Raw genomic sequence first — 24,882 nt, forward strand, 5'->3', positions numbered from 1 at the left:
CAAAGCATCGAGGAGGCTGACATGGCCGGCAAAGTAAGAATCCTGGTGGTTGGTCTGGGCAACATGGGCGCCTCCCATGCCAGCGCCTACCACCGCTCCGACGGCTTCGAGATCGTCGGCATCATGAGCCGCAACATCAAGAGMAACAAGAAGATCCCGAAAGAACTCGCAGGCTACCCGCTCTACGAGGATTTCGACCTGGCCCTGAAGGAGACCAAGCCGGACGCGGTCTCAATCAACAGCTGGCCGAACACGCATGCCGAATATGCGCTGAAGGCGATCGCCGCCAACTGCCATGTGTTCATGGAGAAGCCACTGGCTACCAACATCGCGGACGCCGAGAAGGTGGTGGCCGCGGCGCGCGCCAGGAACCGCAAGCTGGTGCTGGGCTATATCCTGCGGGTGCACCCGTCCTGGATCAAATTCATCGAGGTCGGCAAGACGCTCGGCAAGCCGCTGGTGATGCGCCTCAACCTCAACCAGCAGAGCAGCGGCACCGCCTGGCACTGGCACAAGAACCTGATCGACTCGCTGATCCCGATCGTCGACTGCGGCGTCCATTATGTCGACGTCATGTGCCARCTGACCGGCGCCAAGCCGGTGCGCGTGCATGGCATCGGCGCAAAACTCTGGGCCGAGGCCGACAAGCAGAATTACGGCCATTTGCACGTCACCTTCGATGACGGCTCGGTCGGCTGGTACGAAGCAGGCTGGGGCCCGATGATGAGCGAGACCGCCTATTTCGTGAAGGACGTGGTTGGCCCGAAGGGCGCGGTCTCGATCGTTGCCGGCCAGGGGGCAAGCAGCGCCAAGGACGCCGAGGAGGTGTCCGACTCCGCCGACATCGACCGCCACACCAAGACCGACGCGCTGAAGATCCACTATGCGCAGGTCGACGGCGACAAGAATTTTGCCAAGCCGGACGAGATCGTCAGCATGGAGGACGAGCCCGGGCACCAGGAACTCTGCGACCGCGAGCAGGCCTTCTTCCTGCGCGCCATCCGCGAGGACCTCGACTTGACCGAGCAGATGGATGCCGCGGTCAACAGCCTGCGCATCGTGCTGGCCGCCGAGCAGAGCATCGCGGAAAAACGCACCGTCGAGTTGGCGTGAAGACTCACAGCCACGGTCACGCCACGCCCCCTCATCCGGCCTCTGCGCGGCCACCTTCTCCCCAGCAGGGAGAAGAGGGAAGCGCCGGCGCTGACAATCTCCTCTCCCCGCCGGGGAGAGGTCAGCCGAGCGAAGCGGAGGCTGGGTGAGGGGGGAGCCACTCTCAGCCTTCAGCGAGAACCTAACGGGAGGAACACATGGCCGCGATTTCGGAGAGCCTGCTCGAAACCTACACCAATTCCGATGCACTGGGTCTGGCCGATCTGGTGAAGCGCGGCGAGGTTTCTCCGGCCGAGCTGGTCGAGGCGGCGATCACCGTGATCGAGCGCCTGAACCCGGAACTCAACGCTGTCGTCCATCGTCTCTACGACATGGCGCGCACCCAGGCGGCGACGGTGGACAAGAACGCGCCCTTCGCCGGCGTGCCCTATCTGCTCAAGGAGCTCGCCTCGTCCTGGAAGGGYGCGCCCAACACCAACTCCTGCCGCTACCTCAAGGACTTCGTCGCCGATTCCGACAGCGAGGTGGTACGCCGCATAAAGGCCGCCGGCCTGGTGCTCGTCGGCAAATCCAACGCGCCCGAGAATGGCTGGTCTATCACAACCGAGCCAAAGCTTTACGGCACGACGAAGAACCCGTGGAAGCAAGGCATCACGCCGGGCGGCTCGAGCGGCGGCGCCGCGGCCGCGATCGCGTCGCGCATGGTGCCGATCGCCGAAGCGAGCGACGGCGCCGGCTCGATCCGCGTGCCGGCATCCTGCTGCGGCATCGTCGGTCTGAAACCGTCGCGCGGCCGCGTCAGCCTCGCCCCCTTCGGCGACTATTGGTATGGCGGCGCCTATTTCCTCTGCTGCTCGCGCACCGTGCGCGACACCGCCGCCTATCTCGACGCGGTGGCCGGCGCCCTGCCCGGCGACGCCTACACGCCGCCGGTTCCCACCGACAGTTGGCTGAACCTTTCCGCGCGTGCGCCGAAGAAACTGCGCATCGGCTTCACCATCACGCCACCGAACGGCACGGCGATCGATCCCGAAGTCAAGGCGACCGTGCTCTCCACGGTCGCCGCTCTCGAACGCCTCGGCCACGCCATCGAGGAGCATGACATGCCGCTCGATGCCGACGCGGTATGGAGGACCTACACCGATATGACCTGCGTGCAGACGGCGGCGACTTTCGATTTCCTGGAGACGCTGGTCGGCCGCCCCGTAACCACGAACGATGTCGAACCGCTGACCTGGGCGATCATCCAGCGCGGTCGCGCGACCAGCGGCATCAAGCATATCTCCGATGTAGAGCAACTGAGGTTGATCGGCCGCGACATTGTCGGCGACCTCAACGCCTACGACATCTTCATCACCCCGACGCTGACGCAGCTGCCGCGCCCGCTCGGCTATTACGACATGTCGGAAACTGATCTCGACCGCTACAACGCCAAATGGGGCGACGCGGTCTTCAACTTCCCGTTCAACATCTCCGGCCTGCCGGCGATCTCGCTGCCGCTCGGGCAGTCGGCCGGCGGCGTGCCGATCGGCGTGCAGCTCGTCGGCCGCTACGGCGACGAGGCGACGGTGCTGGCGCTATCATCGCAGCTGGAAGACGCCGTGCCGTGGAAGGATCGGCGGCCGACGCTGTAAACAGAGCAGCTCGATCGGGATCAGCGCACCAATAAACGGGCCTTGCCCGGCAGGGCAATGAGGGGCAGCACTAACCTGTGGCATTTGGCCGTAACGCACGCTTCCTAAGCAGCTGAGCTTTCGTCGATCAAGCCGAGCTGTCTGGCACAACGCATAAGCCTGCCAACCTGTCCACGTCGGATCGAGTGGTGCCCATTCGCGTAAAGCTCAGTGATCCAATCTTCGTCATCTTCACTCAGATCCAATCGCGCTTCATAGCAATTTCGCAGCAAGCGGCTGATGCTAAAACCACGGTACTCAGCCACCAGGACTAGGCTGTCTCTCACCTCGAGCAGTTTCTCGACCTGTCGAGTAGTCAGCTCGTCGTCAACATAGCCAATTATGCTTTCGACGAACCCCGTCTCCCATTCGGTCAGTGCTTCACGCTCGGATGCAAACAATAATCTTGCAATAGATCGCGCAGCGGCGGTGTCTTTGCGGATACGCTCAATCTCACTCCAAGATGCCATATGCCATCTCCGACTATCCGGTCGCAGCACAACAAGGACAAACTGTGGATAATTGCGGGGATAATATTTAGGTGAGTCGTCGCCTAAGGGAAAGAGCAACTGCGGATAGCTCACCTTGGCAAACGCGTTCAACGACCGAATAGTCAGGCCAAAACTCCTATAAAATTCCTATATCTTTCCCATCCGCCCCGTCTCGAACCTTTATGGCGATCGGGTCCATATTTCCTTCGAAAACGCTTTGATCGCCGTCGCCACCAAGGTGACGCGCGCCCCGCGTGCAGTTTCGAGCTCGCCACAGCGGGCCCGCAAACACAAAGTGGAAACAAGGAATACCTGCAATGGACCTCATAGTTCTCGGGATCGGGATTTTGTTCTTCGCCCTGTCCTTAGCTTACGTCAAAGCCTGCGACATCATCTGAGCGGAGGGCCGGATCATGCTTCTCGATTATATCCTCGGCGGCGCGGTGACCTTGTTCCTGCTCGCCTATCTCACCTACGCCCTCATCCGCCCAGAGCGCTTCTGATCGACGCACGGAAGGTCACATCATGACAATCAACGGCTGGATACAGATCCTCGTCTATTGCGGGATCTTGGCTTTGCTCGTGAAGCCGCTCGGCTTCTATATGTACCGCGTCTTCAGCGGCGACCGCACCTTGCTGTCGCCGGTGCTCGTCCCGATCGAGCGCGGGCTCTATCGTCTCGCCGGAACGAGCGAAAAGGAAGAACAGCACTGGGCGGTCTACGCGACCGGCATGCTGCTCTTCAATCTCGCCGGTTTCCTCGTCCTTTACGCGCTGCAGCGGCTGCAGGGCGCCCTGCCCTACAACCCCGCCGGCATGACCGCGGTCGAGCCTGGCCTGGCCTTCAACACGGCGGTCAGCTTCGTCACCAACACCAACTGGCAGAATTACGGCGGCGAAAGCACGATGTCCTATCTCGTGCAGATGGCCGGCCTTACCGTCCAGAACTTCGTTTCGGCCGCCACCGGCGTTGCCATCGCCATTGCGCTCATCCGCGGCTTTGCCCGCGCTTCCGGCAAATCGATCGGCAATTTCTGGGTCGATCTCACCCGCTGCATGCTCTACGTGCTCCTGCCGATATGCATCTTGTTGACGCTCGCCTATGTCTGGCTGGGCGTCCCGCAGACCCTTGGTCCTTATGCCGACGCCACCACGCTGGAAGGCGCCAAGCAGACCATCGCGCTTGGCCCGGTTGCCTCGCAGCTCGCCATCAAGATGCTCGGCACCAATGGCGGCGGCTTCTTCAACGCCAACTCGGCGCATCCGTTCGAGAACCCGAACGCAATCTCCAACCTGATCCAGATGCTGTCGATCTTCGCGATCGGCGCCGCGCTCACCAACGTCTTCGGCCGCATGGTCGGCAGTGAGCGCAAGGGCTGGGCGATCCTGGCCTCTATGGGCGTGCTGTTTCTCGTCGGCGTCACCGTCTGCTACTGGGCCGAGGCCGCCGGCAACCCGCTGGTCCATGCGCTCGGCATCGACGGCGGCAACATGGAAGGCAAGGAGACGCGCTTCGGCATCGCTGCGTCGGCGCTGTTCGCCGTCATCACCACGGCCGCCTCCTGCGGCGCCGTCAACGCCATGCACGACAGCTTCACCGCGCTCGGCGGCATGATTCCCCTCATCAACATGCAGCTCGGCGAGGTCATAGTCGGCGGCGTCGGCGCCGGTTTCTATGGCATCCTGATGTTCGTCGTCGTCGCCGTCTTCGTCGCCGGTTTGATGGTCGGCCGCACGCCGGAATATCTCGGCAAGAAGATCGAGGCCAAGGAGGTCAAGATGGCGATGCTCGCCATCCTCTGCCTGCCGCTGGCGATGCTGATCTTCACGGCCATCGCCGTGGTCCTGCCGAGCGCCGTGGCTTCGATGGCCAATGGCGGCCYGCACGGCTTCGCCGAGGTGCTTTACGCCTATACCTCGGCGGCCGCGAACAACGGCTCGGCCTTCGGCGGCCTCTCGGGCAACACGCCCTGGTACAACATAACGCTGGGCATCGGCATGCTGATGGGCCGCTTCCTGGTCATCATCCCGGCTTTGGCCATCGCCGGCTCGTTGGCCGCCAAGAAGACCGTCCCCGCTTCGGCCGGCACCTTCCCGACCGACGGCATGCTGTTCGTCGGGCTGCTGGTCGGCGTCATAATCATCGTCGGCGGCCTCACCTTCTTCCCGTCGCTCGCCGTCGGTCCGATCGTCGAGCATCTGGCGATGATCCATGGACAGACCTTCTGAGATGACCATGCCCCGCTTCAACGACATACGTCGCAACGACCCTCACCAGACCGGTGACGGAGCGCCCGACAACGGGAAGGACGAGAAGCCTCGTCCTTTCCCGACCCTTTCAACCTTCCTCGGCATGGCGGCCGTACTGTTCGTGCTGTGGCTGCTGGCCACCGGCCTTCCGCACCTGTTCCCGAAGACCGAACACCCGGCGCCGTCCAACATAACCGATACTGGAACCCAAAAATGAGCCAGTCCAAATCCGCTGTTATCATGGATGCGCGCATCCTGGTGCCCGCCATCGGCGGCGCCTTCCGCAAGCTTGACCCGCGCACGCTGGTCAAGAACCCGGTGATGTTCGTCGTCGCGGTCGTCTCGCTGCTCACAACCGTGCTTTTCGTCCGCGACCTGGTCACCGGCGGCGGCGATCTCGGCTTCACGCTGCAGATCATCATCTGGCTGTGGTTCACCGTGCTGTTCGCCAATTTCGCCGAGGCCGTGGCCGAGGGCCGCGGCAAGGCGCAGGCCGACTCGCTGCGCAAGGCGCGCACCGAGACTCAGGCCAAGCTGCTCAACAACGGCGACCGCACCAAATTCAAACTGGTGCCGGGCACCAGCCTGAAGGTCGGCGATGTCGTGCTGGTCGAGGCCGGCGACATCATCCCGTCCGACGGCGAGGTGATCGAAGGCGTCGCCTCGGTCAACGAGGCGGCGATCACCGGCGAATCCGCGCCCGTCATCCGCGAATCCGGCGGCGACCGTTCGGCCGTCACTGGCGGCACCCAAGTTCTGTCCGACTGGATCCGCGTGCGCATCTCCGCCGCGTCCGGCCAGACCTTCCTCGACCGCATGATCTCGCTGGTCGAGGGTGCGGAGCGCCAGAAGACGCCGAACGAGATCGCGCTCAACATCCTGCTGGTCGGCATGACGCTGATCTTCGTGCTGGCTACCGCAACCATTCCGAGCTTCGCCTCCTATTCGGGCGGCTATATCCCGGTGACGATCCTCGTCGCCCTGTTCGTCACGCTGATCCCGACCACGATCGGCGCGCTGCTCTCGGCCATCGGCATCGCTGGCATGGACCGCCTGGTGCGCTTCAACGTGCTCGCCATGTCCGGCCGCGCCGTCGAAGCYGCCGGCGACGTCGACACGCTGCTGCTCGACAAGACCGGCACCATCACGCTTGGCAACCGCCAGGCGACCGAGTTCCGCCCGGTCAAGGGCGTCACCGAGCAGGAACTGGCCGACGCCGCCCAGCTTGCCTCGCTGGCCGACGAGACGCCGGAAGGCCGCTCGATCGTCGTGCTGGCGAAGGAGAAATACGGCATACGCGCTCGCGACATGGCAACGCTGCACGCCACCTTCGTGCCCTTCACCGCGCAGACCCGCATGAGCGGCGTCGACATCGACGGCTCCTCGGTGCGCAAGGGCGCGGTCGATGCGGTGCTCGCTCATGTCAATCAGGCGACCGTCGCTGCTCACGGCACGCGTCCCACTGGCGACGCCATCCGCGACCTGCAGGCTGTTGCCGACGAGATCGCCAAGGCCGGCGGCACGCCGCTGGCGGTCGAGCGCGACGGCCGCCTGCTCGGCGTCGTCCACCTCAAGGATATCGTCAAGGGCGGCATAGCTGAGCGTTTCGCCGAGCTGCGCAAGATGGGCATCCGCACCGTGATGATCACGGGCGACAACCCGCTCACCGCAGCGGCGATCGCCGCCGAGGCCGGCGTTGACGACTTCCTTGCCCAGGCGACGCCCGAGAACAAGCTGTCGCTGATCCGCGAGGAGCAGGCCAAGGGCAAGCTGGTCGCCATGTGCGGCGACGGCACCAACGACGCGCCGGCGCTGGCCCAGGCCGATGTCGGCGTCGCCATGAACACCGGCACGGTCGCCGCGCGCGAGGCCGGCAACATGGTCGACCTCGACAGCGACCCGACCAAGCTGATCGAGATCGTCGAGATCGGCAAGGCGCTGCTGATGACGCGCGGCTCGCTGACCACCTTCTCGATCGCCAACGACGTGGCCAAATACTTCGCCATCATCCCGGCGATGTTCGCGGTCTTCTACGTCGCGCCCGGCCAGTCCACCGGTCCGCTGCAGGCGCTCAACATCATGCACCTGGCGACACCGCAGAGCGCCATCCTGTCGGCCATCATCTTCAACGCGCTGATCATCATCGCGCTGATCCCGCTGTCGCTGAAAGGCGTGAAATACCGTGCCATCGGCGCCGGCTCGCTGCTCACCCGCAACCTGCTGATCTACGGCCTCGGCGGCATCATCGTGCCGTTCGCCGGCATCAAGGCGATCGACCTGATCGTCACGGCCCTCGGCCTCGCATAAGGATTTGCCCCTATGTTCAAGCAACTCAGACCCGCTCTTGTCATGATCGTCTTCTTCACGGTGCTGACCGGCCTCATCTATCCGATCGGCATGACCGGCATCGCCCAGGCGCTGTTCCCGAGCCAGGCCAATGGCAGCCTGATCACCAGGGACGGCAAGGTGATCGGCTCCAGCCTGATCGGACAGGCCTTCGCCGGCGACCGCTATTTCCACAGCCGGCCATCGGCCGCCGGCGACGGCTACAATGCGACGTCCTCCAGCGGCTCGAATCTCGGCCCGACCAATCCCAAGCTCATCGAGCGCATCAAAGGCGATACCGAGAAGCTGAAGGCCGAAAACCCGAACGCACCGGTGCCGATGAACCTCGTCACCACCTCCGGCAGCGGCCTCGATCCCGACATCAGCCCCGAGGCCGCCTATTTCCAGGTGCCGCATGTCGCCAAGGCCCGCGGCGTGGACGAGGCCAAGGTGAAGGCGCTCGTCGACAGCCATGTCGAGGATCGCGAGCTTGGCGTCCTCGGCGAACCGGCGGTCAATGTGCTGGCGCTGAACCTTGCGCTGGACGAGCTGAAATAATCCGCCCGCGCCGGGGATCGACACGGTCCCCGGCGCAATTCATGATTGGACTGATGCCGGACGACAGGACCGACCCCGAGAACCGCCCCTCTCCCGACGCGCTGCTGGAGCATGCCGAGCGCGAGGGTCGCGGCCGCCTGCGCATATTTCTCGGCGCAGCGCCCGGCGTCGGCAAGACCTACGAGATGCTGATGGCGGGCCGCGCCCGCCGCGCCGACGGCGTCGATGTCGTGATCGGCGTCGTCGAGACGCATGGCCGTAAGGAAACCCAGGCCCTGGTCGACGGCTATGAGGTGATCCCGCGCCGCCTGGTCGACTATCGCGGCCAGACCTTGGACGAGATGGACATCGACGCCATCCTGAAGCGGCACCCCGCGCTTGTCCTGGTCGACGAGCTTGCCCACACCAACGCGCCGGGCAGCCGGCACCCCAAGCGTTATCTCGACGTCCAGGAGATCCTTGCGCAAGGCATCGACGTCTACACCACGCTCAACATCCAGCATGTGGAAAGCCTGAACGACGTCGTCGCCCAGATCACCCGCGTCAGAGTGCGTGAGACGGTTCCCGATTCCATCATCGACGAGGCCGACGACATCGAGGTCATCGACCTCACCCCCGACGACCTGATCAAGCGGCTGCACGACGGCAAGGTCTATTTCCCCAACACCGCGCAGCGCGCTATCGAGAACTATTTCTCGCCGGGCAATCTGACGGCGCTGCGCGAGCTGGCCCTGCGCCGCACGGCCCAGCGCGTCGACGAGCAGCTGCTCAACCACATGCAGTCGCACGCCATTCCGGGACCGTGGGCGGCCGGCGAGCGGGTTCTCGTCTGCGTCGACTCGCGGCCAGGCGGGGCGGCCCGCATCCGCTATGCGCGAAGGCTCGCCGACCGGCTGCGCGCGCCCTGGACGGCGCTGCACGTCGACACGCCGCGCCTCGCGGGCCTGTCCGAGGAGGACAAGGACCGCCTGGCCAGGAACCTGCGCCTCGCCGAGCAGCTCGGCGCCGAGATCGCCACCATTCCCGGTCAGAACGTCGCCCAGGACATCGTGCGCCACGCGACGGCGAACAACTTCACCCATATCGTCATCGGCCGGCCGACCCGCTCGCGCTGGCGCGAGCTGATCGAGGGCTCGCTCACCTATGACCTGATCCGCAATGCCGGCGACATCAGCGTCCACGTCATCTCGGGCGCCGAGCGCGATGACGACGCTCCGCCGGCACGGGTGAAGGCGGCGCCCGAGCAGAAACCTTTCCAGATCTGGCCCTATCTGTTCTCGACGGCCTATGTCGCCGGCGCGCTGGCCGTCAGCTCGATCCTCGACCAGTTCCTCGACGTCCGCAATCTCGCCAGCGTCCTGCTTCTGGCGGTGCTGACATCGGCCGTGACATTCGGGCTCTGGCCGGCGCTCTATGCCTGTTTCCTCTCCGCGCTTGCCTTCAACTTCTTCTTCCTCGAACCGCGTTACACGCTGACGATCAGGGACCCGGAAAGCATCGTTGCCTTTGCCGTTTTCCTCGTCGTCGCCGTCATCGCCAGCAACCTGACGGCGCGGGTGCAGCGCCAGGCGGTCGCCGCGCGCTCGCGGGCGCGCGCCACCGAGGACATCTACTCCTTCTCCAAGAAGCTCGCCGGCGCGGGCACGCTCGACGATGTTCTATGGGCCACCGCCTTCCAGATCGCCTCGATGCTGAAGGTCCGCGTCGTGCTGCTTTTGCCGGAAAACGGCACCATCACCGTCAAGGCCGGCTATCCGCCGGACGACACCCTGGCTGAGGCCGATATCGCGGCCGCGCGCTGGGCCTGGGAGCACAACCGCGCCGCCGGCCGCGGCGCCGACACCTTGCCCGGCGCAAAACGCCTCTATCTCCCCTTGCGCACCGGACGAACCGCGATCGGCGTCGTCGGCCTCGACAATGACAAGCAGGGTCCGCTGCTCACGCCTGAGCAGCAGCGTTTGCTCGACGCCCTCGCCGATCAGGCTGCCGTCGCCATCGAGCGCGTACAGCTCGTCGCCGATGTCGACCGTGCCAGGCTTGCGGCTGAAGCCGACCGGCTGCGCTCGGCGCTGCTCACCTCCATCTCGCATGATCTGAAGACGCCGCTTGCCGCGATCATGGGCGCGGCCGGCACGCTGAAGGAATTCGCGCCGGCGCTTCCGGAAAAGGACCGCGCGGAGCTTCTGTCGACGGTTGTCAGCGAGTCCGAGCGGCTGAACCGCTTCATCGCCAACCTGCTCGACATGACCAGGATCGAGTCGGGCGCGATGGAACCGAATTCGGCGCTCCATTATGTCGGCGATGTCGTCGGCTCGGCGCTGAACCGGGCGCAGAAGATCACGGCCGAGCACAGAATAGAGACCGACATCCCGGCCGACCTGCCAATGCTCAAGCTCGATCCCGTGCTGTTCGAGCAGGCGCTGTTCAACCTGCTCGACAATGCCGCCAAATACGCCTTGCCCGGGTCTGCCATCCGCCTGCAGGCCTGGGTCGACAGCGGCGCTGTCATCCTGCAGGTGATGGATGAGGGGCCGGGTATCCCGCCCGATGACCTGGAGCGGATATTCGATACCTTCTACCGCGTGCGCAAACGCGATCAGGTGCGCGCCGGCACCGGTCTCGGTCTGTCGATCAGCCGCGGCTTCATCGAGGCGATGGGCGGCACGGTCGCGGCGGCCAACCGCACCGACCGTTCGGGCGCGATCTTCACCATCCGCATGCCGGTGCCGGCTGAGTTGCCGGCGYTCGGCGCACCGCTTACGGATGATGCGGCATGACAAACCGGACCGTCTCCATTTTGATCGTCGACGACGAGCCGCCGATCCGCAAATTGCTGCGCGTCGGCTTGGGCAGCCAGGGCTATGCGGTCTCCGAAGCGCCGAACGCCAAGGCGGCGCTCGAACTCATGCAGACCGAACGGCCGGACCTGATCCTGCTCGATCTCGGCCTTCCCGGCATGACCGGCCTCGAGTTGCTTGGCAAATGGCGCGGCGACGGGCTCGACATTCCGGTCGTCGTTCTCTCCAGCCGCACCGACGAGGCCGGTATCGTCGCGGCGCTCGAGCTCGGCGCCGACGACTACGTGACCAAGCCCTTCGGCATGAACGAGCTCGTCGCCCGCATCCGCGTGGCGCTGCGCCACAAATTCCAGCAGCAGGGCGAGAAGCCTGTGTTCCATACCGGCGACCTCTCGGTCGATCTGGTGAAGCGGATCGTCAAGGTCGAGGGCAAGGAAGTGAAACTGTCGCCCAAGGAATACGACATCCTGCGCATGCTCGTGCAATATGCCGGCAAGGTGCTCACCCACCAGTTCCTGATGAAGCAGATCTGGAACGACTCGACCGACGTGCAATATCTCAGGGTCTACGTGCGCCAGCTGCGGCAGAAGATCGAGAAGACGCCTGACCAGCCGCGCTACATCATCACCGAGACCGGCGTGGGATACCGTTTGCGCGAGGTTGAGTAGGTTCGACGGAGTCTCTATCGAAGCCCCTGTCCAAGGTCAGGGCGAGCGAAGCTCCTGGTGAGACGATCAGAAGGATGCTGTGGCGTCGCGTTCCTTCACACCCCCCTCTGTCCCGCCAGCGTTTCAGATTTCTGCCCGCCGCAGCGCTCTTCTGTCGAAGGCAGTATCCTGGCAGTGCAGACCGATCAATCCGCCGACAAATCCGCCGTCCGCGCAAGCGCGCTTCCAAAACCGTTGAGCGAGATGGTGAAGGAGATCGGCTGCATGGTGTCGGCGGCGATTGCGTTGATCTTCAGCGTGGTGCCGTTCTGCAGAAGCGGCGTGGTATCGGCGTCGAACGTCACCGGCACAAGGCAACCCACCGCCTGGCATGTGTTGAACTGCAGCGTCCCGTCCAGCTTCTTGTCGTCGATCTCGAGCGAGATGCCGTTGGCGAGCGCAAGCCCGAAGGGCAGCGCCAGCGTGCCGGCGGAGTCCTGGCCGGTTTTGGTCGTCAATTCGATCGCCAGCAGCCGCTGGCCGCTCTGCTTATTGAACTGCTGATGCGACAGGCTGCAGACCTTGTTAGTGCCGGTGACCTGGCAGTTGACCGTCCAGTCGCCATGCGTTTCCGACAGCGCCGAGGCGCCGCCCGGCAGCTGCGGCTTGGCCGTCGCGTCGGCGGGCTTGGCCGCGGGCGCCGCCTTGTCGCTCTTGTTCTGCGCGGCAAACCCGGCCGCCGGCACACCGGCAATGCAGGCGGCTGCCAGCATCGCCGCGATAGACGCGTACTTGGTCCTCATGACATCCCTTCTTGGCCGTCGTCCCGCGTCAGCTAGAAGCTGACCTTGAGAGACGCGCTGACCGCGTTCTGCTTGACCGTTTCCCCGAAGGCGCCGTTGTACCTGACCGCCAGGCCGACGCCGTTGACGCCATTGAGCTCCAGCCCCGCGCCGACCCGATAGAGCGGCGAATCGATGGCCTCCGTCAAGTGCAATGCCGGGTTGCCGGGGAGATTCTCGGCGGCGGCGAAACGCCCCTCGATCTCCCACTGCTTGGTGGAGAACTCGACGCCGGCCTTCCCGTAGATGCGGAAACTGGCGATGTCGCTGACCGGGATGTCGGCGCCGACCTCCAGCGCCGGCGTCACGGCATAGAACATGTTGTCGCTGCCGTCGAAGCTGAAGGCGGCGACCGAGCCCTCCTCCTTGCCGGAGACGTCGAGCCAGCGCGCGTCGAACTGGAGCGTCGGCTGCAGGTAGAAAGCGCCCATCTGATGCGTCATGCCGACCCGCGCCGAACCCCCGAACTGGGAGGTATCCTGATTGTAGGTGACGCTGTTGCCGATGCCGTCGAGCAGCTCCTCGGGCAGATAGACGCCGTCCAGCGTCTCGCCGGGAATGAAGCCGACCTGATCGATATGGGTGTCGCGCTCGCCCTTGAAGGAGCCGGTGCCGCCGCCGAGCGCGAAGTCGGCGAAGTAGTTGTTGTTCTCGTACTTGGCCAGCGCATAGGCCTGCCAGGATTCGCCCTTTGTGTCCGACAGCTCATCGCCGTTGAAGGCGATCTTGGAATCATACTCGGTGCGGCCGATCGTGGCGCCGAGCGACCAATTGTGCCCTACCTCGGCGATGCCGCCCAACGACATGGTCTTCAACGTATCGTCCCGGCTGGTGGTGCCGGCGCCGGCATTCCTGCTGTATTCGGCCTGCGGGGTGATGGTGCCCCAGATACAGCGGTCGTCGGTATTCTTGTAGGCCGCGACGCCGGTGCATTCATGCGCCTGGTCGAGCATGGTGTCGGTGGAGCGGTTGATCATGTCGAAGGTGTGCACGGCATAGTGCGGGGTGAGCCGCGTCAGCGCCGCGCCCAGCTCCGCCTCGGTCTGCGAAAAGCGCAGCATGTTGATCAGCCGCGCCATCGGATTGTCCGGGCTCGAGGCGGCCTCGACGTCGTCGAGATACTGCGCCATCTGGAACACGCCGGGATCCGTCGTGCCGGAGCCCGGATCCTGCGCCAGCTCGAGGAAGGTCGGGTTGTCGGCGTAGAGCACAAGGTCGGTGCCGTTGTCGACACGGGTCAGGAAGTTGAAGCCGACCGCCGGATGCAACGTCTGCGCCGTGATGCCGGAATCCGTCATCGCCGAGCCCGTCGCCAGCGTGTATTGCGTGAACAGCTTGTCGATCGACAGGAAGTTGAGCGGCGCCGTGCCGGCGAAATCGCCCGTCTCCGTCAAGGTCAGCTTGTCGGTGATCTGGTTGTCGAGGTCGATATCGGTGACGAAGGAGCCGGTATTGTCCTGGGTCCAGCCGCCGGTGACGTCGACCGTCGCCACCACGCCGATGCCCTGGTTGGTCATCAGGCCCTGGTTCTTGAACATGCCGCCGGCGCCGAGATTGATCGATTTAAGACCGACGAACGAGGAATCGGCGAAATTGTCGAACTCGTTGATGCCGCCGCCGAGATCGACATTGCCGATCACGCGGCCGAGGCCGACGATGCTCTTCTGGTTCTTGAAGGTATCGTTGCCCGAGGTGCCGGTGACCGCGAGCGGGCTGAACTGGTCGAGCAGCGATTCCAGGATCGCATCGTCCGGCACGACGGGACCGGGCGCCAGGAGCGAGGCGCTGAAGGCCGCCAGTTTCGATTGCATGATCGAGAAGGTCGGCGTCGCGCCCATCGCATAGAGCAGGCTGTTGTTGTTGACGGTGTTGTCCTGTCCGCCCACCAGCATGACGGCAACGCCGGTGCTGGAACCGCCGATCGTGTACTGGCCCTTGAGATCGATGGTGATGTTGCCCTTGGTGCCCTGCGCCGTGCTCTCGCCATAGGCCGCCACCGAGTCGGCGCCCTGCGCGAACAGGCTGCCGCCGGCGGTCAGATGGACGAGGTTGGAGTTGCCCTGGCCGGTGGCGCTCTGGCCGAACATCGCATAGGAGCTAGCGCCCTTCACCCAGACCTGGCTGTCGGTGCTGGCTGTCGCCGCCGCCGCGTCGCCGATACCGCCTTGCGAGCCGGCCGCCGACTGGTTCATGTCGAGCGAGGAATTGCCGCCCGCGCCACCGCCGCCACCGACCGCCTGGGCGACGATGCCATGCGCGCGGTCGCCATCGGTCTCGATCGCGCCCGACTGGATGATGGTGACCGTGCCGCCGGTGCCCTTGGTGCCGCCCGGCGTGTTGAAGCCGATGGCATTCGGCCCGCCGCCGTCGTCATCGGCGCCGAAGCGGCCGAAGCCCGCGCCGCCGAAACCGCCGCCGCCGCCGACCGATTGCGCGATGATGGCGATGGAATCCTTGCCGTGCGTGATGATCTCGCCGGTGCGGGTCACCGTCACGTCGCCGCCGTCGCCGCCATTGCCGCCAAGGCCGCCGATGGCCAGTGCGTTCGAGGCCTTGCCGCTGGCGTCGCCGCCATAACCGCCGCCGCCGCCGATCGACTGCGCCACCACGCCATGGGCGCGCGCGCCGAACGTCTCGATCTTGCCGGAGACGTCGACCTCGACCTTGCCGCCATTGCCGCCGCTGCCGCCGAAGCCGCCGATCTGCAGCGCCACCGAGCTGTCGCCGGCCGTGTCGGCCGTAACGGTTCCGCCGTAGCCGCCGCCGCCGCCGATCGACTGGGCGAAAATGCCGATCGCGCCGTCCTTGTTGGTGGTGATGACGCCGTCATTGTTGACGATGACATGGCCGCCATTAGCGCCGTCGCCGGCCGGCAGGGAAACCGCGCCGCCGATGCTCATGTCGGCCGTCGAAGCGCTGGCCGCTGCGCCCGAGGCGCCGCCGCCGCCGCCGACCGATTGCGCGAAGATGCCATGCGAAAGATAGCCGTAGGTCGTGATCTCGCCGTGGTTGTCGACGGTGACGTCGCCGCCGCGGCTGCCCGAGCCCCCGATGCCGCCGATCGACAGGTTGACCGCGACGTCCTCGGCCTCGCCGGTCTCGGTCGAGCCGCTGCCGGCCGCGCCGCCGCCGCCGCCGATCGACTGTGCGAAGACGCCGTAGGAATTGTCGCCGTTGGTGACGATCTGGCCGCTCGCATTGTTGATCACATGGACGAACTTGCCGATGCCGCCGTCGCCGCCGAGACCGCCGAGCGATGCCGCGATCGAAACCTTGGCGTCCGCCGATGTCGAGGCGGCCGCGCCGCCGACGCCGCCGCTGCCGCCGATCGACTGCGCCATGATGCCGTGCGAGTTGGCCATGTCGGTCTCGATGATGCCGCTGTTGGTGACATGCACCTCGCCGCCGTCGCCGCCGCCGGCGCCCAGCCCGCCCATCGAGAACTTGACATCGACCGTGCCGCCGTCGCTTCCGGTGCTCTTGCCCGCGCCGCCTGAACCGCCGCCGCCGCCGATCGACTGCGCGAAGACGCCGATCGAGTTCTCCCGCTTGGTCCAGATGAAGCCGTTCGAATTGTTGGTGACTTCGACGAGCGCGCCGTTGCCGGCGCTGCCGCCGCCGCCGGCGATGGCGCCGCCAATGGCGTATTCGGCCGTGGCGCCGGCCGAGGCCGAGCCGCCGACGCCACCGCCGCCGCCGATCGAACTGGCGCTGATGCCGTAGGAGAAAGCGCCGTCGGTGATGATCCAGTTGTTGTTGGTGACGGAAACCTCGCCGCCATTGCCGGCCGTGCCGCCCGGAAGGGCGAGAGCCACGCCGATCGAAACCGAGGTCGAGCCTTCGTCGCCGGAGCCGATATCGCCGCCTACGGTTTCGTCCGAAGCCGACGCGGCGCCCGCCGCGCCACCGCCGCCGCCAACCGACATCGCCATGATGCCAGTGGAGCCAAAGCCTGAGGTGAGGATGATGCCTGTGTTGTTGACCGTGACCTTCATGGCGTCGGCGGCGCCGCCGCCGGAGCCGGCGAGACCCATGTTGACGCTGACGCTGGTCTGGCTGGTGCCACCGATATTGTAGGACTTGGCCGTGCTGGAGCCGCCGATGCCGCCACCGCCGCCGATCGACTGCGCCATGATGCCGGACGAGAAGGCGCCGGTCGTGGTCAGATTGCCCGAATTGATGACATCGACCGTGTTGCCGTAGCCGCCCTTGCCGCCSCTGCCGCCCATGGCAAAGTTTGCGTTGACGGTGACGCCATCGCCGCCGCCCAGGGAAGCCGAGCCGCCGGTGCTGGTGCCGCCATTACCGCCGCCGCCGCCGATCGACTGCGCCACGATGGCGCTGGAGGAATCGCCGTCCGTGGAGACGGTCATCGCATTGGTGACGTGCACATCGCCCGCGTTGTTGCACTTGGTCGGATCGTCGTCGATGCACCCGCCCCCCTTGCCGCCGATGTTGACGGTCGCCGTCACCGTCACGCTGTTGCCGTAACCGCCCGCGCCGCCGAACGTGTCGCCGCCATTGCCGCCGCCGCCGCCGACCGACTGCGCCAGGATGCCGACGGCCTGGAAGCCATGCGTGATGATCTGGCCGCCGCCGACCAAGCCGGACTCGACCGTGACTTTGTTGCCCTGGCCGCCGTTGCCGCCGCTGCCGCCGATGGCGACGCCGACATTGATCGTGACCTCGTCGCTGACCGCGCCGGCGATCGAGGTGGCGCGTCCGCCATTGCCGCCGCCGCCGCCGATCGACTGCGCCACGATGCCGCCCGAGCCGTCAGCGTCGGTCAGCGATACGATCTTGCCGTTGGCCTTGACGAACACCTCGCCGCCCGAACCGCCGTCGCCGCCGCTGCCGCCGACGGTCACCGCCACGGCCGCGGATGCATAGAGCCCGGCGCTGAAGGCGCCGGCGACGGCCTTGCCGCCATTGCCGCCGCCGCCGCCGATGGCCTGCGCGATGATGCCCTTGGCGCCCATGCCGCTGACGGTGATGTCGCCGGTATGGTCGACCGTGACCTTCATGGCGTCGCGGCCCGCGCCGCCATCGCCGCCGACGGCGACGCCGACGCCGACGAAAGCGCCGACCGACACCGCGCCGGCATTGCCGCCATTGCCGCCGCCGCCGCCGACCGATTGCGCCATGATGCCGTGGGCGAGGTCGCCCTTGGTCGTGATGTTGGCGGTGTTGGTGACCTCGACCTCGGCGCCGTTGCCGCCGCCGCCGCCCTTGCCGCCGACGCCGACCGCGGTGAACAGGCCGCCGGCCCCCGCCAGGCCGCCGTCGCCGCCGCCGCCGCCGATCGCCTGGGCCAGGATGCCGACCGACAGATCTTCATTGGTCTGGATCACGCCCGAATTGGTCACGGTGACCTTCATCGCGCTGCCGCCGTCCGCGGCCGCGCCGCCGACCGCGAGCGAAGGCCCGCCGACGGCGATCGAGAAGCCGCCCGAGCCGCCGCCGCCGCCGATCGACTGCGCCTGGATACCGTGCGACTGGATTCCGTCGGTGGTGATGTCGGCGCCATTGGTGACGTCGACGGTGTTGCCATTGCCGCCGCCGGCGCCGTTGCCGGCGATGCCGACATTGAGCGACAGGCTGCCGGCTATGCTGCCGCCGCCCGTGCCGCCGCCGCCGCCCACCGACTGGGCGAGGATGCCCGTCGAATGGTCCTTCATCGTATGGATGGTGCCGTCGTCGATGTCGACGGTGACGGTGTTCGACGCGCCCGCCGCGCCGCCCTTGCCGCCGACACCGACGGAGGCGCCGGCGGCGAGGTTGAACGAGAAGCCGCCATTGCCGCCACCGCCGCCGATCGACTGCACGACGAGCCCGGCCGAATTCACTTCATGCGTGGTGATGGTCGTGCTGGCGGAATGGTATTCGACGGCGCCTGCCCCGCCGCCGCCGGCGCCGTTCCCGCCGACGCCGACGGTGATGCCGGCGCTCAGGCCGATGACGCCGCCGCCATTGCCGCCGCCGCCGCCGATCGACTGCACGATGATGCCGGCCGAGCGCTCGCCGAAGGTCTCGACCGAGCCGTTATAGGTCGTGTGGACAGCAACGCCGGCACCCGCCGCTCCCGCGCCGCCGCCGATGCCGACGGTTGCTATCGCCGCGAATGTCCCGGCGAAGCCGCCATTGCCGCCGCCACCACCGATCGACTGCACGATCAGGCCGGCCGAATCCGCGCCATGCGTGGTGATGGACTGCGTCCCGCCATCGGGCGAGCGGAAGAAGACCTCGCCGCCGTCGCCCCCTTTGCTGCCCGAGCCGCCGACACCCACGGTGGCGCCGAAGCTGCCGGCAACGACGAAGCCGCCATTGCCGCCGCCGCCGCCCAGCGACTGCGCGATGATGCCGGCCGACCGCTCCTTGAAGGTCTCGACACTGCCGCCCGAGGTCACGTCGACCTTCTTGCCGGCGCCGCCGGCGGCGCCCTGGCCCCCGACGCCGACCGCAACCACGCCGGCGCCGCTCAGCGCAAAGCCGCCATTGCCGCCGCCGCCACCGACCGATTGCGCGAGGATGCCCGTGGAATCGCTGCCGTTCGTCGTCACCTTGGCGTTGGCGATGTTGTAGGTCACCACGTCGCCGTCGCCGCCGGCGGAGCCGCTGCCGCCGATGGCGACCGATGCGATCGTGCCGATGGCGAAGCTGCCGCCGCCATTGCCGCCGCCACCGCCGACCGATTGCGCGAGGATGCCGATTGCCGAATTGCCGGTCGTGCTGACGACCGCGCCCGCGCCGGCCTGGTTCACGTTGACGGCGCCGCCGTTGCCGCCCGTGCCGCCGCCACCGCCGATCGCCACCGCGATATTGGCGCCCGCCGAAAGCGCGAAGCCGCCGTTGCCGCCGCCGCCGCCGACCGACTGGGCAAGAACACCATGCGCGCCGTCGCCGCTGCCGTCCGCCCCCGTGGTGATCGTGCCGCCGACATTGGCATTGACGGTGCCGCCCTTGCCGCCGCCGCCGCCCGTGCCGCCGATTGAGACCACGCCGGCCGCGCCGCCGCCGTCGCCGCCGCCGCCGCCGATCGATTCGACGAGCATGCCGATGGCGCCGACGCCGTTGGTCTTGATCGTGCCCGTGTTGGTGCCGGTGGCGGTGCTGCCGTCATTGCCCGCGGCGCCCGACCCGCCCCCGCCGAACAGTCCGAAAGCACCGCCGCCGTCGCCCCCGCCGCCACCCACCGACTGAACGACCATGCCGCTGGCATAGTCGCCCATCGTTGTGATGTTGCCCGAGTTCTTGCCGTCCACCGTGCCGCCGATCGTCGGCACGCCGCCATTGCCGCCGCCGCCGGCGATCAGGCCGCCGCCGCCGGCGCCATCGCCGCCGACGCCGCCGGCGGAACGCACGAGAATGCCCTTCGAGAACGCCCCTTGCGTGAGGATCGTGCCGGCATTGTCGACCGAGGCGGGACCGCCGTAGCCACCAGCTCCGCCATCGCCGCCATCGCCGCTGCCGATCGCTCCGGCAAAGCCGCCGTCGCCGCCATTGCCGCCATCCGAGATGGCGCTGATGCCATTGGAGAAGTCGCCGGTCGTGGTTATGTCGCTGCTGGAGGTGGTGGTGACGGTGGCCGTGCCGCCATTGCCGCCGCGGCCGCCGACGCCGCCATCCGACAGGCCCAGAGAAGCGGCGAATCCTCCATCGCCGCCGTTGCCGCCGCTTGCGTTGGCGATGATGCCATCGGCGGATCCGCCTGACGTCTGCAGCACGGCGGTGTTGGTGATGTCGACGACGCCGCCGGGCCCGCCATCTCCGCCGTCGCCGCCCTCGAGTTCGACAAAGGGCGGGATCGCGGTGGCGTGGATGACGGTCCCGCCGTCGCCGCCGTCGCCGCCCTTGGCGCTGCCGACAAAGGCAGCCGTTCCCACAGTGGAGATGGGAGCATTGTTGGTGAAGGTGGAATTTCCGCCGGGGTCGCCGTTCTCGCCGTCCGAATCGCCGAAGGCATTGGCGCCATCGTCGCCAGGCGCCCCGTCATTGTTGATCACCACCTGCGCATGGGCAGAGCCGCAATGGACGGAAAGCCCGGCCAGAGCCGTCGCGCCGAGCAGAAAACCGAGACGGCCCGCCAGGACCGCGGCCCGGCCGATGCTCAGGTTGAAATCGCCGGCTCCTGTTCCCCTGGCACCGGACCGATGATCCGCAATGCACAACGCACATTGCGCGCGCTGATTCGAAAACAGCGACATGCCCCACCCCTCGTCGTGATCGCGCTCACCACCCTTAAGTCAGCGCCACGTCCCTTGCGGCTTGCAGGCCGCGTCATGCCCGTCCAAGTCGATACACCGCCCGGTTGATGAGCGATGCCTTCTTTAGGATATCCTAACTTTTTGGTTGTGGAAGCCAAAAACTTACGTAAGGGACACTGACCAAATCGCACGGCGTTTGCCAGTCGTCATATGACGACAATCGCGCGGCTTCCGTGAGCCGCATCACGCTTTGCAGTCAGCCATGGCGTTATTGGCCGCCCGCACTATATGAAATGCATGGTTTTTCGTATGGGAGCCGCGCGGATGCTTCGTCACTCTCTGGCTGTTCTGGCTGGCGCCATGCTGGCGGCCGCGATTTCTCAGGTCGCGCCGTCTTATGCGCAAATCGTCATCCCGACGAACCGCAACGCATTGGTGCAACAGAATGAGCTGCAGCAATTGCAGAACAGGTTGCAGCGGCAGCAGTACCAGCAGCAACAGCAGATCTATCGCGAGCTGGACCGGCCGACCCCGCCCAGGAGCCAGCCCGATGTGCCGGTATATGACAAGACATGCCGGATGGAAGCGGTTGGCAACACGATTTCCAGGGTTTGCCGCTGACATTTTGTTTTTTTCAGTTTATTAGCCGACTTACTTGCTGGCAAAATGGCGGATTGCAAGGGCGGTGGTTTTAGAGCAATTCCAGGAAAAGTGTGACACGGTTTTCCGTCAGGAATTGCGTCAGGACAGAGAAATAGAGCGGTTCGCCGTTTCGACGAAACGGTGAGACGCCGCGCGGACAGCATGCGGCAAAACGCTGCTCTCACCGGAATTTGGGATGGCAACGACCAAAAAGAAAGCAGTTCGCAAAGCCAGGAAAGGCCAACGGATCCGCCAAGTGGCGGCCATTCCGTATCGGTTGGGGGAAGACGGCAGCCTCGAAGTGCTGCTGGTCACCTCGCGCACCACGCGGCGCTTCATCGTGCCGAAGGGTTGGCCGATGAAGGGCAAGAGCGGTCGCAAGGCGGCAACGATCGAAGCCCAGGAAGAAGCGGGCGTTCTGGGCAAGGCGCTGAAGCAGCCGGCCGGCACCTATTCCTATTGGAAACGCATGACCAACGGCTTCATTCGCGTCGATGTGGCGGTCTACCTGCTGCAGGTCACCGAGGAGCTCGCCGACTGGCGGGAAGCCGCGAACCGGCAGCGCGCATGGCTGCCGGCGGCAGATGCCGCATTGCTCATCGACGAGCCGGAGCTTTCGACGCTGTTGCGGGATTTGACCGTTCCGGCGGCGGCATAGGCAATCCCTGTTCGGTGTCGTTCGGAAGGGGCGCGGCGTGGCGGTGCAGGCACAGAGCCATTCCCTGGTCAGCCGCCTCTGTTTCGTTCGCCTTCCCGCGATTGTTCCGCGGTTTCGAGTGGCCCTCATTCGCTGCTTGACTCATACATATCCCAACGGTTATACGTCAATTAATAGCCAACGGGTTATTGATTGGAATGACGACCGCGCATGACATGCTGTTCAGGACGCTTGCCGATCCGACGCGGCGCGCCATCTTCGAACGTCTGTGCCGCCAGGGCGAGCAGACGGTCGGGGCGCTGACCGCGCAGGCCGGCGTATCGCAGCCGGCGGTGTCGAAGCATCTCGGCGTCCTCAAGGAGGCGGGTCTGGTGCGCGACCGCCATGAAGGGCGCCAGACCCATTACAGCGCCCAGCTCAAGGCGCTTGCGCCCTTGATGGACTGGACGCGCGACATGGCGGGATTTTGGGAAAGCCGGTTCGACGACCTGGAAGACCTGCTCAAAAGGATGGATCAATGAATGAAGCCGCAACGCGCTCCGTCATCGTCGAGCGCGAGATACCTTTTCCGCCGGAAAAGATCTGGCGCGCGCTCACCCAGCCGCATCTCATCGAGGAGTGGCTGATGAAGAACGACTTCAAGCCGGCCGTGGACCACCGCTTCAGCCTGAACGCGGAATGGGGCGGTGTCGACTGCCAGGTGCGGGCGGTCGAGCCCAACAGGACCCTATCCTACAGCTGGGACACCAAGGACCTCGAGAGCGTGGTCACCTGGACGCTCACCCCGACGGGCACGGGCACGCATCTGCGCATGGAGCAGATCGGCTTCCGCACGGATCAGAAGCCGTATTATCGCGGCGCCACGGTTGGCTGGAAGCGCAACTTCACGGCCCTGGAGCAGCTGCTTTCGCGGATCGATTGACGTCCGCCGAAGCTTCAAAAGACAAACACGGTCCTGGCGGGGCGGCAAACCGCAGGCGTAAGCAATGGAGACAGGAAATGAAGATCAAGCTGACCAGCATCTATGTCGACGACCAGGAAAAGGCGCTCGGCTTCTACACCGACGTGCTGGGCTTCACCAGGAAGGCCGACTTCACCAACGGACCGTTTCGCTGGCTAACTGTCGTCTCGCCGGACGACCCTGACGGCACCGAGCTGCAGCTGGCGCTCAACGACAATCCGGCCGCAAAAACCTATCAGCAGGCCATCTTCAAGCAGGGCCAGCCGGCGCTGATGCTGTTCACCGACGACGTCAAGGCCGACCATGAGCGCATCAAGGCCAATGGCGGCACCTTCGCCATGGCGCCGACCGCGGTGACGGGCGCCACCATCGCGCAGCTCAACGACACCTGCGGCAACCTCGTTCAGCTCTCGCAGCTGGCGCGCTGGTAGGCAGCTCGATCCGTCTCGTCATTTGCAAGGGAGGTTAGATTGAACTGGAGCAAATGGATCAGGCAGCTTCACCGCTGGCTGTCGATCATCTTCACCGTCACCGTCATTGCCAATTTCGCCGCCATGACCATGGGTCCGCCGCCCGCCTGGATCGTCTATTCGCCGTTGATCCCGCTTTTCCTGCTGCTGTTCAGCGGGCTCTACATGTTCGTGCTGCCCTATACCGGCAGGCAGCGCGGTGAGCCGGCGGGCGAGCGCACGGGATCGGCCTGATGGCGAAGGCGAAATCGAAGGCTGCCGGGTCCGCGAACGCGAAACCTGCCCTGCTTTCAGGCGGCAACCCGCAGATCGCCAAGGGCTATGGCGACGCTCCCGTGCAGGCCTACATCGCGGCGATGCCGGGCTGGAAGAGCGAGGTCGGGCGCCGGCTCGACCAACTCATCATGGACGCCGTCCCCGAGGTGCAGAAGGCCGTCAAATGGAACTCTCCATTCTACGGCATGGAAGGCGAAGGCTGGTTCCTCGGCATCCACTGCTTCGCCAGATACATCAAGGTGGCGTTCTTCCGAGGCCTGTCGCTGGAGCCCGTGCCGCCGGTCGAATCCAGGAGCAAGGACACACGCTATCTCCACATCCATGAGAACGATCGGCTCGACGAGGCGCAGTTCGTCTCCTGGGTGAAGCAGGCAAGCCAGTTGCCCGGTGAACGGATGTAAGCGCGGCAACGATCAAGCGCCGTCTCCCTGAAAGAGACACGATTGCAATTTCCATTCAGCCGCGGGAGAACCGAACATGGAAAAAGACGGCGCCCAGGGCGAGAAGTCTCCATCCGAGCTGATCGATGCGAGGATCGATGAACTCGGCGACTGGCGCGGAGAGACGCTTGCCCGGCTCCGCGCCCTGATCCGGCAAGCCGCGCCCGAAGCGGTCGAGACGTGGAAATGGCGCGGCGTGCCGGTCTGGGAGGATGCCGGCATGATCTGCACCGGCGAGACCTACAAGGCCGTCGTCAAGCTGACCTTCGCCAGGGGCGCGGCGCTGCCCGATCCCAAAAAACTCTTCAACTCCAGCCTTGAAGGCAATACCAGGCGCGCCATCGATTTCAAGGAAGGCGACACGATCGACGCCGACGCCCTGAAGGCGCTCGTCCGCGAAGCCGTGAGCCTCAACAGATCGAAGACCAAACGCTGAGAGGCGGCGACCGAGGGGCGTTATCGGATTGATTTTGCCGAATTTTACTTCGGCGCGCTCGCACCGGGGATATTTACTATGCGCCAAATATCGCCATC

20 protein-coding genes are annotated in these 24,882 nt (G+C 65.7%); 17 read left to right on the plus strand and 3 right to left on the minus strand.

Annotated elements, in window-relative coordinates; translation table 11 throughout:
* Positions 1 to 21 precede the first annotated feature (21 nt).
* Both LCM4577_RS06360 and LCM4577_RS06365 read left to right on the plus strand, forming a co-directional pair.
* A complete protein-coding gene (locus tag LCM4577_RS06360) occupies positions 22 to 1,113 on the plus strand; it encodes a Gfo/Idh/MocA family protein (RefSeq protein WP_071070282.1) in 1,092 nt (363 codons plus the stop codon).
* Positions 1,114 to 1,310: 197 nt separating this feature from the next.
* Entirely contained in the window at positions 1,311 to 2,747 is a 1,437-nt protein-coding gene (locus LCM4577_RS06365; RefSeq protein WP_071032728.1) for an amidase, read from the plus strand.
* A 104-nt stretch (positions 2,748 to 2,851) separates the two neighbouring features.
* Here the strand turns inward: LCM4577_RS06365 and LCM4577_RS06370 are convergent, their stop codons facing one another.
* Positions 2,852 to 3,256, minus strand: coding sequence for a hypothetical protein (locus tag LCM4577_RS06370; RefSeq protein WP_071032726.1), 405 nt, complete (start codon positions 3,254 to 3,256; stop codon positions 2,852 to 2,854).
* 434 nt (positions 3,257 to 3,690) lie between these two features.
* Between LCM4577_RS06370 and LCM4577_RS06375 the strand changes: the two genes are divergently transcribed.
* The 7 genes from LCM4577_RS06375 to LCM4577_RS06405 are packed head-to-tail and all read left to right on the plus strand — an operon-like array spanning position 3,691 to position 11,876.
* The gene (locus tag LCM4577_RS06375) at positions 3,691 to 3,780 is read left to right on the plus strand and encodes a K(+)-transporting ATPase subunit F (RefSeq protein ID WP_040990279.1); all 90 of its coding nucleotides are present in this window, start codon (positions 3,691 to 3,693) and stop codon (positions 3,778 to 3,780) included.
* A 22-nt stretch (positions 3,781 to 3,802) separates the two neighbouring features.
* Positions 3,803 to 5,506 carry a potassium-transporting ATPase subunit KdpA gene (kdpA, locus tag LCM4577_RS06380; RefSeq protein WP_071070284.1) on the plus strand — a complete coding sequence of 568 codons (1,704 nt, stop codon included), beginning with the start codon at positions 3,803 to 3,805 and terminating at the stop codon, positions 5,504 to 5,506.
* Positions 5,507 to 5,513: 7 nt separating this feature from the next.
* Positions 5,514 to 5,744 (plus strand): hypothetical protein, encoded by a 231-nt coding sequence (locus tag LCM4577_RS06385; protein WP_071033146.1) that lies wholly within the window; start codon positions 5,514 to 5,516, stop codon positions 5,742 to 5,744.
* Positions 5,741 to 7,834, plus strand: coding sequence for a potassium-transporting ATPase subunit KdpB (gene kdpB, locus LCM4577_RS06390; protein ID WP_071070286.1), 2,094 nt, complete (start codon positions 5,741 to 5,743; stop codon positions 7,832 to 7,834). Before LCM4577_RS06385 ends, kdpB begins: the two co-directional genes overlap by 4 nt.
* Before the next feature lie 12 nt (positions 7,835 to 7,846).
* The gene (gene kdpC / locus LCM4577_RS06395; RefSeq protein ID WP_071070288.1) at positions 7,847 to 8,410 is read left to right on the plus strand and encodes a potassium-transporting ATPase subunit KdpC; all 564 of its coding nucleotides are present in this window, start codon (positions 7,847 to 7,849) and stop codon (positions 8,408 to 8,410) included.
* Between the two features lie 53 nt (positions 8,411 to 8,463).
* Positions 8,464 to 11,187 (plus strand): sensor histidine kinase KdpD, encoded by a 2,724-nt coding sequence (locus LCM4577_RS06400; protein WP_071070617.1) that lies wholly within the window; start codon positions 8,464 to 8,466, stop codon positions 11,185 to 11,187.
* A complete protein-coding gene (locus LCM4577_RS06405; protein ID WP_040990284.1) occupies positions 11,184 to 11,876 on the plus strand; it encodes a response regulator transcription factor in 693 nt (230 codons plus the stop codon). The genes LCM4577_RS06400 and LCM4577_RS06405 overlap by 4 nt, the downstream gene beginning before the upstream one ends.
* 185 nt (positions 11,877 to 12,061) lie before the next feature.
* Here LCM4577_RS06405 and LCM4577_RS06410 read toward each other — a convergent pair whose 3' ends face one another.
* On the minus strand, positions 12,062 to 12,658 hold the full coding sequence (locus LCM4577_RS06410) for an invasion associated locus B family protein (RefSeq protein WP_040990285.1): 597 nt from the start codon (positions 12,656 to 12,658) through the stop codon (positions 12,062 to 12,064).
* Positions 12,659 to 12,690: 32 nt separating this feature from the next.
* Positions 12,691 to 20,901 (minus strand): autotransporter outer membrane beta-barrel domain-containing protein, encoded by an 8,211-nt coding sequence (locus LCM4577_RS06415; protein WP_244508235.1) that lies wholly within the window; start codon positions 20,899 to 20,901, stop codon positions 12,691 to 12,693.
* A 324-nt stretch (positions 20,902 to 21,225) separates the two neighbouring features.
* Here LCM4577_RS06415 and LCM4577_RS06420 point away from each other — a divergent pair, with 324 nt between their 5' ends.
* From LCM4577_RS06420 to LCM4577_RS06455, 8 genes are all read left to right on the plus strand, one after another.
* On the plus strand, positions 21,226 to 21,522 hold the full coding sequence (locus tag LCM4577_RS06420) for a hypothetical protein (protein WP_082369999.1): 297 nt from the start codon (positions 21,226 to 21,228) through the stop codon (positions 21,520 to 21,522).
* Between the two features lie 217 nt (positions 21,523 to 21,739).
* The gene (locus tag LCM4577_RS06425; protein ID WP_071070290.1) at positions 21,740 to 22,201 is read left to right on the plus strand and encodes an NUDIX hydrolase; all 462 of its coding nucleotides are present in this window, start codon (positions 21,740 to 21,742) and stop codon (positions 22,199 to 22,201) included.
* A gap of 197 nt (positions 22,202 to 22,398) precedes the next feature.
* Entirely contained in the window at positions 22,399 to 22,722 is a 324-nt protein-coding gene (locus tag LCM4577_RS06430; protein WP_040990288.1) for a helix-turn-helix transcriptional regulator, read from the plus strand.
* Complete coding sequence (locus LCM4577_RS06435; protein WP_071032715.1) at positions 22,719 to 23,123, plus strand: SRPBCC domain-containing protein; 405 nt, start codon at positions 22,719 to 22,721, stop codon at positions 23,121 to 23,123. Before LCM4577_RS06430 ends, LCM4577_RS06435 begins: the two co-directional genes overlap by 4 nt.
* Before the next feature lie 77 nt (positions 23,124 to 23,200).
* Positions 23,201 to 23,593: a VOC family protein gene (locus tag LCM4577_RS06440; protein ID WP_071070292.1), complete on the plus strand. Its 393-nt coding sequence runs from the start codon at positions 23,201 to 23,203 to the stop codon at positions 23,591 to 23,593.
* A 39-nt stretch (positions 23,594 to 23,632) separates the two neighbouring features.
* Positions 23,633 to 23,866, plus strand: a complete 234-nt coding sequence (locus LCM4577_RS06445) for a hypothetical protein (protein WP_071070294.1) — start codon at positions 23,633 to 23,635, stop codon at positions 23,864 to 23,866.
* Positions 23,866 to 24,309, plus strand: a complete 444-nt coding sequence (locus LCM4577_RS06450) for a DUF1801 domain-containing protein (RefSeq protein ID WP_071032712.1) — start codon at positions 23,866 to 23,868, stop codon at positions 24,307 to 24,309. The genes LCM4577_RS06445 and LCM4577_RS06450 overlap by 1 nt, the downstream gene beginning before the upstream one ends.
* A gap of 76 nt (positions 24,310 to 24,385) precedes the next feature.
* Positions 24,386 to 24,784, plus strand: coding sequence for a DUF1801 domain-containing protein (locus tag LCM4577_RS06455; protein ID WP_071070296.1), 399 nt, complete (start codon positions 24,386 to 24,388; stop codon positions 24,782 to 24,784).
* Positions 24,785 to 24,882: the final 98 nt, after the last annotated feature.

Origin of the sequence: Mesorhizobium sp. LCM 4577 (genome assembly GCF_001854795.2) — a bacterium.
Taxonomy (GTDB): Bacteria; Pseudomonadota; Alphaproteobacteria; order Rhizobiales; family Rhizobiaceae; genus Mesorhizobium; species Mesorhizobium plurifarium.

Bases quoted from the DNA above. Each gene is read 5' to 3' on its own strand.
- LCM4577_RS06455 (WP_071070296.1), top strand. From the start codon at position 24,386: ATGGAAAAAGACGGCGCCCAGGGCGAGAAGTCTCCATCCGAGCTGATC.
- LCM4577_RS06370 (WP_071032726.1), bottom strand. From the start codon at position 3,256: ATGGCATCTTGGAGTGAGATTGAGCGTATCCGCAAAGACACCGCCGCT.
- LCM4577_RS06450 (WP_071032712.1), top strand. From the start codon at position 23,866: ATGGCGAAGGCGAAATCGAAGGCTGCCGGGTCCGCGAACGCGAAACCT.
- LCM4577_RS06375 (WP_040990279.1), top strand. From the start codon at position 3,691: ATGCTTCTCGATTATATCCTCGGCGGCGCGGTGACCTTGTTCCTGCTC.
- LCM4577_RS06435 (WP_071032715.1), top strand. From the start codon at position 22,719: ATGAATGAAGCCGCAACGCGCTCCGTCATCGTCGAGCGCGAGATACCT.
- LCM4577_RS06440 (WP_071070292.1), top strand. From the start codon at position 23,201: ATGAAGATCAAGCTGACCAGCATCTATGTCGACGACCAGGAAAAGGCG.
- LCM4577_RS06405 (WP_040990284.1), top strand. From the start codon at position 11,184: ATGACAAACCGGACCGTCTCCATTTTGATCGTCGACGACGAGCCGCCG.
- LCM4577_RS06420 (WP_082369999.1), top strand. From the start codon at position 21,226: ATGCTTCGTCACTCTCTGGCTGTTCTGGCTGGCGCCATGCTGGCGGCC.
- kdpC (WP_071070288.1), top strand. From the start codon at position 7,847: ATGTTCAAGCAACTCAGACCCGCTCTTGTCATGATCGTCTTCTTCACG.
- LCM4577_RS06385 (WP_071033146.1), top strand. From the start codon at position 5,514: ATGCCCCGCTTCAACGACATACGTCGCAACGACCCTCACCAGACCGGT.
- LCM4577_RS06430 (WP_040990288.1), top strand. From the start codon at position 22,399: ATGACGACCGCGCATGACATGCTGTTCAGGACGCTTGCCGATCCGACG.
- LCM4577_RS06425 (WP_071070290.1), top strand. From the start codon at position 21,740: ATGGCAACGACCAAAAAGAAAGCAGTTCGCAAAGCCAGGAAAGGCCAA.
- LCM4577_RS06410 (WP_040990285.1), bottom strand. From the start codon at position 12,658: ATGAGGACCAAGTACGCGTCTATCGCGGCGATGCTGGCAGCCGCCTGC.